Annotated in this window: 6 protein-coding genes; 5 read left to right on the top strand and 1 reads right to left on the bottom strand. The window is 39.6% G+C overall.

What is annotated here, in order from left to right; all coding sequences use genetic code 11:
- The first annotated feature begins 399 nt into the window (after positions 1-399).
- The 5 genes from ACO4PX_RS07195 to ACO4PX_RS07215 all read left to right on the top strand — a co-directional run bounded on the left by ACO4PX_RS07195 (position 400) and on the right by ACO4PX_RS07215 (position 5,648).
- Entirely contained in the window at positions 400-753 is a 354-nt protein-coding gene (locus ACO4PX_RS07195) for a hypothetical protein (RefSeq protein WP_485572118.1), read from the top strand.
- A 604-nt stretch (positions 754-1,357) separates the two neighbouring features.
- Positions 1,358-3,451, top strand: coding sequence for a hypothetical protein (locus ACO4PX_RS07200; RefSeq protein WP_485572119.1), 2,094 nt, complete (start codon positions 1,358-1,360; stop codon positions 3,449-3,451).
- A gap of 30 nt (positions 3,452-3,481) precedes the next feature.
- Complete coding sequence (locus ACO4PX_RS07205; protein ID WP_485572120.1) at positions 3,482-4,537, top strand: YARHG domain-containing protein; 1,056 nt, start codon at positions 3,482-3,484, stop codon at positions 4,535-4,537.
- 21 nt (positions 4,538-4,558) lie between these two features.
- Entirely contained in the window at positions 4,559-5,353 is a 795-nt protein-coding gene (locus ACO4PX_RS07210; protein WP_485572121.1) for a hypothetical protein, read from the top strand.
- Positions 5,354-5,474: 121 nt separating this feature from the next.
- Entirely contained in the window at positions 5,475-5,648 is a 174-nt protein-coding gene (locus ACO4PX_RS07215; protein WP_485572122.1) for a hypothetical protein, read from the top strand.
- Positions 5,649-5,931: 283 nt separating this feature from the next.
- On the opposite strand, the gene ACO4PX_RS07220 is transcribed toward ACO4PX_RS07215, so the two are convergent.
- A partial coding sequence (locus tag ACO4PX_RS07220; protein ID WP_485572123.1) for an FGGY-family carbohydrate kinase occupies positions 5,932-7,360 on the bottom strand: 1,429 nt, incomplete at its 5' end.

The raw sequence follows: 7,360 nt of genomic DNA on the forward strand, positions 1-7,360 counted from the left end.
ATGGGGCACGCTCTCGCTAGCCTCGCCTCGTAGCGGTACTAACTTCAAGCTTCGCCTCACTCGCTTTCAGTAAGTACCGACGGGTTCAGACTACCCCTATTATAGCCCCACACTACTTCATTCGCTTCAATTATTGATTTTTTACAGTCCTTCCCTTCGCCGGTCTTTTGCAAGTATCTGGCTCAGACTACCCTAAATTCAGACCTATATTGCCGAAAATTTCTTTATATTTTGATTTTTTACAGCTATTTTTGCCGCTTAATAGAAATGTAAGATGAAAAGCCAATGTTAGTGGAATATAATCATCTTATAGATATTCGTTCAATATTTTACAATATGTGATGGCTTCCGGATAGGAAAAATGCTTTGGAAGCTAAGAGCACATTGAAAGGAGAAGGTATGAAGCTTAGTGTTTGGGATTTTTTAAGCATCGGAGTGGCTGTAGCTTTCTTTATTGTTTTTTTGATTAGTAAAGAGCAGGCTACAAAAGATTTCTGCATGACCATGATTATTGGCTTAGGAGCAGCTGGTCAGTTAGAAAGAAGGATAAAGGACGAAAAAACATCTTTAAAGGATAACAGAGTCTATCAGTTTTCCTTTGCTCTACTTTTTCTATCTTATGGAGCTTGTATTTTAAACTACTTCGTTTTTCATACCAATCTTATCAATAGAGCATGTCTGATTCTTTATATCGGCATCTTGCTTTTTAATCTGTTTTTCTTGGACAAAAAAAGGCAAAGCTTAGTTTCCTAGATAAGACGGAGCTGAAAGCGAACAGGCATTTCAAGGAAGGGCATTACTGATTTGAATAATAGTCCTGTAACTAAAATAAGCAGAAAAGAAAAGCGGCTGTGATTTCTCACAGCCGCTTTCTTTTTTTTGAAGGGGGGGACTCCGAAACCATATTTTCAGGAGAAGGTCCCGGAGTTGAGTATGAAAAGCTTTTTTCTTTAGTTACATCTCTGTAACTGTGTATAGGATACAAGAAAACTGTGAGCAAAATATGTTTTCAGCCTTAAAGAATCCTAAAGAAAATAAAGAAAAAGAGAAGGAATGGAACAAAATTCTTACTACAAAAGGGAGGGAAACTGTTTATAGGATATTGACAATTTACGAGGATTTCTTAAGATATTATACAAATGTATAACTAACTACAGGTAATATAGAAGGCAATATGTTCCACTTTGTATAAAGTTTGTGAAGTGACATGGGCGAGAACGGAATCGGTAGAATTAAATAGGGAAACAGAAGGGCTATCGAGATTTGAAAGTACCGACTATTTTCGTGCATTTTGCAACTTACACCCAAGTTATACTTGGGTAGTTTGCGTACTTACGGGAGCTGAAAGGGGAAAATGATGAACTCTTCCAATTTTTCAAATGAGCAACGAGAAAATGCCGGTGGTACCGGGACTTCTCGTTACAAACTCATGCAGTATTTGCCATTTTTCGTGTTGTTTGTGGCGATATTGCTTCTTTTTCTCATGTTCTTACAGAGAAAGTCTAATGCCGTAGGGAAGGAGGAAGCATTTTCTTCGGATTATAGTAGAGCCTATGGCTCCTATCTTGCCCACTTGGAAGAAAAGGGAGAGGCCATTTCTTCGTATGTTTGGCAGTACAGCGGACAGGATACAGAGGATGCAGGGGAAGACGCAGAGCATAAAGAGGGAAAAACAGTATTGCTTTGGGATATTTTCGGTGACGATACCCCGGAGCTACTTTACATAGAGGGAAACAGTGGTAAGGAAGACGGCAGGGTAAGTCAGGCGGATTTGCAGGTGTACAGCTTTACAGGCGGAAAGCTTGAGCCTCTATGCACCATGGACAGTCTGGACGTCTTTGCCGGCGGCGGAGTGAACTATACTCTATTCCAAATTCAAGGAGAAAAGACCCTCTATCTTTATCGGGAAGAATATGACGGGCAAATGTTGGAGCGCCTTTATCGTTTGAATAACGGCAGTCTTCCCCTAAGCTTTGAGGAAATCGCCAGTCACTCCTACGAACCCTTTGGCGGAGAAGATGCGGGAGAAGAAGCCGGGGAAAATGTCGGGGAATCAGTCGGAGAAACGGCTGGAGAAGGTAGTTCCGGACAATATATGCTACACGGAAAAGAAGTTAAGGAACAGAATTATCTGAAGCTTTGGGAAGGGCTGAAAAAGAGTAAATCCCACATTCTTCTTAGTAACGGTAAAAACAGTAAGTTTGAGGAATCTCAGGACACCGCAGATGTAACGCAAAAAACTGAAGATAAAGCTTCGAATACTTTGGGTGGGTCTCAGAAGCCTGAAAACCGGCCTGAGAAATCTACTGATTCCTCAGAAAATACTGCAAAAGAACAGAAGAACAGCAATCAACCGGTGACTGCTTCTGTAAAAAATATAGCTCTATCCTATAACGAAGCCCTGTTCTTCCTGCAAGGACAGATTTTAAAGGAAGGGGATGATTCCGACATTCTTTTGGAAAGTCTTCCGGATTCTCTATTGCTTAGCATATTGGAAAATCTGGAGCAGGGAAGCCCTTCCGCCGGAGAAGTAAAAAATATGGAAGTCCTTTCCGTGAAAAAGGAAAAAACGGCTTATCGCATTCTACTCAAGTTTACTAGTGAAGCTTTTCCGGAAGAGCAATATCGCTCCTGCCTTGTAGCGGAAAATGCAGGAGAGCAGGGATTGACTTTCACTGTTCAAAACATGGCGGAAGCAAGTCCGGAAGAAAAGAGCAAGATGGAAAGTCTGGCCCAGGCACTGCAAGAGGAAACAGCCCGACAGGCGGGGGAAGGAACTGATACAAATGGAGGTGGACAGGCTGTAGAGACTGCGCCGCAGGCAGAAGCTGTACCCATAGAAACGGAAGCCCCGGCAACACAGGCAGCAACAGAAGCGATGAATAACGCAAGTGCCAATAAAGGGACATGGAAAGAGCAGTTCTATGAGTTTGTAAAGAACGAACGTTACTTGAGTGATGTGGATGTATATGATCGAACTAGTGCGATTATTGCCTTATATGACATTACCAATGACGGAGTTCCGGAATTATTGGTTGGAAATCATAATGGATCTAGCGTTAGCTATACTTGCTTTTATAGAGCGACGGAAAAAGGTGTACGGAAAATAGAAGGCGTTATGGATGTATATTCTCCTTCAGCTTATGCCGGATATAGTAAGGATAGAAACTATCCCGGTTTATTTGGAGGTTTATGGTTCCGTGGAAATGCTGACGATTATGAAACAGGACGGAATCGTATGTATTATTACTACTATGATGGCTCAAAAATTGATTCAACAGAAATAGCTACTTACACATATTCCGAGGATGATGTAAGACATGACGAACCGGTTACCACGGATGCTGCTTTGTATGCTGCTTACTTGGATAAAGGATATATTGATTATATTCCTGCACCGGATGCGTTAAAGATGGGCTGGGATAATTTCGTGAAAAAATATCCCTATTAAAGTGCTTTTCATGGAAAGAAGGAGTATCCTATGACGGAACAATTCAATGAAAATAAAAATATCGAAAACGCTTCTCCTGAAGAAGAGCAGATTTTCCCCGGAGCTTCATCTCCAAAAGTTGAACCGAGCAATACCGAAACTAAACCGGGACAGTATATACCAGGGCTGATAATTTTTGCTTTAGCAGTGATAGCAGGAGGTGGATTTCTACTGCTTCGTCCGAAAAATAATGGGATTGATTTAAACTCTTACCTAAAAATTCAATCCATAGGAAGCGATGGACAAGGTACTTTAGAGGCGGAAATGGATTGGGATGCTCTCTTGGAAAAAGAGAAGGAGAAAATTCATTATTCTAAAGAAGCGGAGGAAGGCTTTCTTCCCCTTCTTTATCCGGATGCCGTTGACTATGCCAAGAATATCATTATGCTACCGGATTTTAGCCAAACTACAGATTTGAAAAATGGAGATATGGTACAGTATCGTTGGGATTTTTCAGAAGAAAGTGTAAAGAATTTAGCTATTCCCCTTTCTCTTAAAGGCGGCAACTATAAAGTATCCGGCTTAACAAAAGAGGATGAAAAGAAAGCTTCTGATGCTACAGACCAAAATAAAGAAAACGCTTCAGAGCAAGCTTCATTGGCAGAAAATGAGAAGGAAAGCACTATGGAGCAGTCAACTGTTTCTATGGAAATGCAGGCTGATGCAAACACTCAGGCCGATGCCAATGCTCAGCCCGGTGCCAACGTACAGTCCGGTGCAGAGGGAGGCAATGCAGCTGTGCAAAATCCTGCTACAGGAGAGTATCTTTATGCAGAAAGTGCAAGTCGTTTGCTAAGTACTGCAGATGTTTCGAACTTCCAGGCGCAGTATCCAAATAGTATGTTTCCCGGAGAGAGAAGTATTACCCAAATGATTATCAATGAAATGTATGCCCGCCACGGTTACATTTTCAAAGACCAGGCTCTAACGGATTATTTTGCGCAGAAGAGTTGGTATATCCCTAGGACTGCCGATATGGAAGAAATCTACCCTGTCATGAATGCTGTGGAACAGGCAAATGTTACGCTTCTTAGAACATACTCTTAAATAGAGAAAATGGAGGGGAAAGTGAAAAAAAGATTTTTAAGTATGGCGTGGCTCAGCATTTTATTAGCCACTTTATTTTCCGGAGTCAGCTTTGCCGGCACTTGGGTCAAAACCGGAAGCCTATGGCGCTATCGGGTAGGGAAGCATTTTTATAGAAATCAATGGGCAGAAATAGATGGAGAATGGTACTACTTTAAACCTACCGGCTCCATGGTAAAACAGGAGTGGGTGGAGCAACAGGGAAGCTGGTACTATCTTTTGCCCAATGGCACCATGGCAAAAAATCAATGGATTGAGGACTACTATCTCTTGGGAGATGGCTCCATGGCGAAAAATCAAGAGGTTGACGGAAAGTATCTGGGAGAAGACGGAAAAAGAGACCAGGCACAAGAACAAGCCATGGTAGAGGCGGCGAGGCAGGCCAAGATTCAGGAGGCGAAGAATAAGGGATATTTAGTCATACAAGGAAGAATGAAGATATGGAATGTTGTAGAATGGAGAAATGCAGGACATGACGTAAATGCTATAAATATGTATTTAAAAGGTAGTAAAGAGTTTTCAAAATATAATTTTGCGGTTGTTGATTTTATTAAGCCGGAAAGAGTGTTTTTGGAATATGCAGATGGTTCTCCAGGACAATATGTTATGAAAAATAAGATTTCTTTTACGGTAGAGGAAGACTTTATGAAAAAGTATGGTTCTAAATCAGGCCAAATTGTTGATATAGCATTTTATGCAAATAGTTTTTGGTCGCCATCTGATTTATCCATACCATTAGAATATGATTATGCAGATGCTGCTTTTATCATTGAATAAGCTTTAAGGGGAATTCCCCAAATAAGCTGTTTAAACAGTATGCAATTAAACCTGACAAAGCTACAGCATTAGAGATAAAATGGACGCCAACCAATACGTATTATCCTAGGAGATAAGTAAAATGAGCTGGATTCAATATGCTATATTTATTGCAATGATAATAGTAGCTATTATATTTCATGAAAAATTCAAAAACAGTAAATTTTTAAATAATAGTTTACTGAAATTATTTACTTTGCTTATTATTGTACTTGCATTAGTGGTAGCAATGATCTTTATTTTCAAAGGTAAATGATATTGGTGCTACATTTCTATAATCTGTGGTTATTTTAGCTATTAAAGAGAGTGTAAAAACATAGAAAAGACCGATAATCCGGCGAACACCAGTTTATCGGTCTCTAAATGTATCCTGGAAGTCCTTTTCTAATTACGTTTACTGGACTCTTTTTTAACTTGAAATTCCATAGTTTTATTGGTGCTTCTCATAATATATATTTAAGAAGTGTTTTTATCGATGGAATTAAGTCTTTCCATATCAAAGCGAATAAATAAATATAAACGTATATTCTTAGCTTTACTTAACTCATATATTTTGCTAGAGCATCCTCAATAGGTAAGCCACGAATATATCTTTGATAAAATGTGTTAAAGCCCGCTACCATTTCAGGATCTGGATCTACTGTAACAATGTCTTGTTGTTTAAATACATCTTGATCAACCCAGTTATCTAAAGATTTGTTTGTATTATGTTCTTTTATGGCATATGTATATGCAGCAAGAACCGCTATACCCCAGGCACCTCCAAATGATGCTGTTGGTGTTACAGAAATAGAGGTATTCATAGCCGCAGCTAGAATATCTTGTGCTACATGGGGGGTTTTAAAAATTCCACCGTGAGCCATTATGCGGTTAAAAGTTAGTTTTTCATTAATTTGTAGTATTTCCATTCCAAATTTCAAACCGGCAAATGCTGTAAATAAATGTGAACGCATAAGGTTTCCTAGAGTGAAATTACTATTAAAAGAACGTGTTAGCAATGGCCTTCCATCATCAACTCCAATAATTGGTTCGCCTGAATAGAAGTTATATGCTAATAGGCCGCCACAATCTGCGTCTCCTTTTATAGCTTTATGAAACAGTAAAGAATATAGTTCTGTAGATGAAATTGTGTGGCCTATTGCTTCAGCAAATTCTTCAAAAATATGAACCCATGCATTGAGGTCGGCAGTACAGTGATTACAATGTATGTTGGCGGCAAGATGACCTGCTGGCGTTGCATTTATATCGATTTGAGGATATACCTCTGAAAGTGACTTTTCTAAAATTAACATCGCAAAGTCAGAGGTTCCAGCCGAAATGTTTCCAGTTTTAGGGCTTAGTGAATTCGTAGCAACCATCCCAGTCGATGTATCACCTTCCGGAGGACAGAATAGAATATTAGACTTGAGATCTCCCGTAGGGTCTAATATTAGAGTGCCATTTGCGGTGAGCTTCCCTGCTTCTGAGCCGGCAAGAAGAACTTTGGGTAAAATATCTTGGAGGTGCCAAGTTACGGAATGTTCACTGATAAGCGTATTAAATGCTTGAATCATGCCGGCATCATAAGTCTTATGAGAAAAATTAATTGGAAACATTCCCGAGGCATCACCAATACCCAAAACTTTTTCTCCGGTCAAAATCCAGTGAATATATCCGGATAATGTTGTCATGAAAGCAATATCTGAAATATGATTTTCTTTTCGCACAATTGATTGATAAAGATGCGCAATGCTCCAACGCTGAGGAACATTGTAATGAAACAAAGCAGTTAAAAATACAGACGCTTCTTTGGTCATGGTATTCCGCCATGTTCTATATGGCGTAAGAAGATTTCCATCTTTCCCGAAAACGAGATAGCCATGCATCATGCCGCTTATTCCAATTGTTTTGAATCCGCGAATAATAACACCATATTTATTTTTAACTTTTTCTTTTAAGTTGGCATATGCTTGTTGAAGTCCAAAAACA

The organism is Oribacterium sp. (assembly GCF_057249185.1).

What these genes read in the sequence shown, in the direction of transcription:
- ACO4PX_RS07195 (WP_485572118.1), top strand. Translation starts at nt 400, where the DNA reads ATGAAGCTTAGTGTTTGGGATTTTTTAAGCATCGGAGTGGCTGTAGCT.
- ACO4PX_RS07215 (WP_485572122.1), top strand. Translation starts at nt 5,475, where the DNA reads ATGAGCTGGATTCAATATGCTATATTTATTGCAATGATAATAGTAGCT.
- ACO4PX_RS07205 (WP_485572120.1), top strand. Translation starts at nt 3,482, where the DNA reads ATGACGGAACAATTCAATGAAAATAAAAATATCGAAAACGCTTCTCCT.
- ACO4PX_RS07200 (WP_485572119.1), top strand. Translation starts at nt 1,358, where the DNA reads ATGAACTCTTCCAATTTTTCAAATGAGCAACGAGAAAATGCCGGTGGT.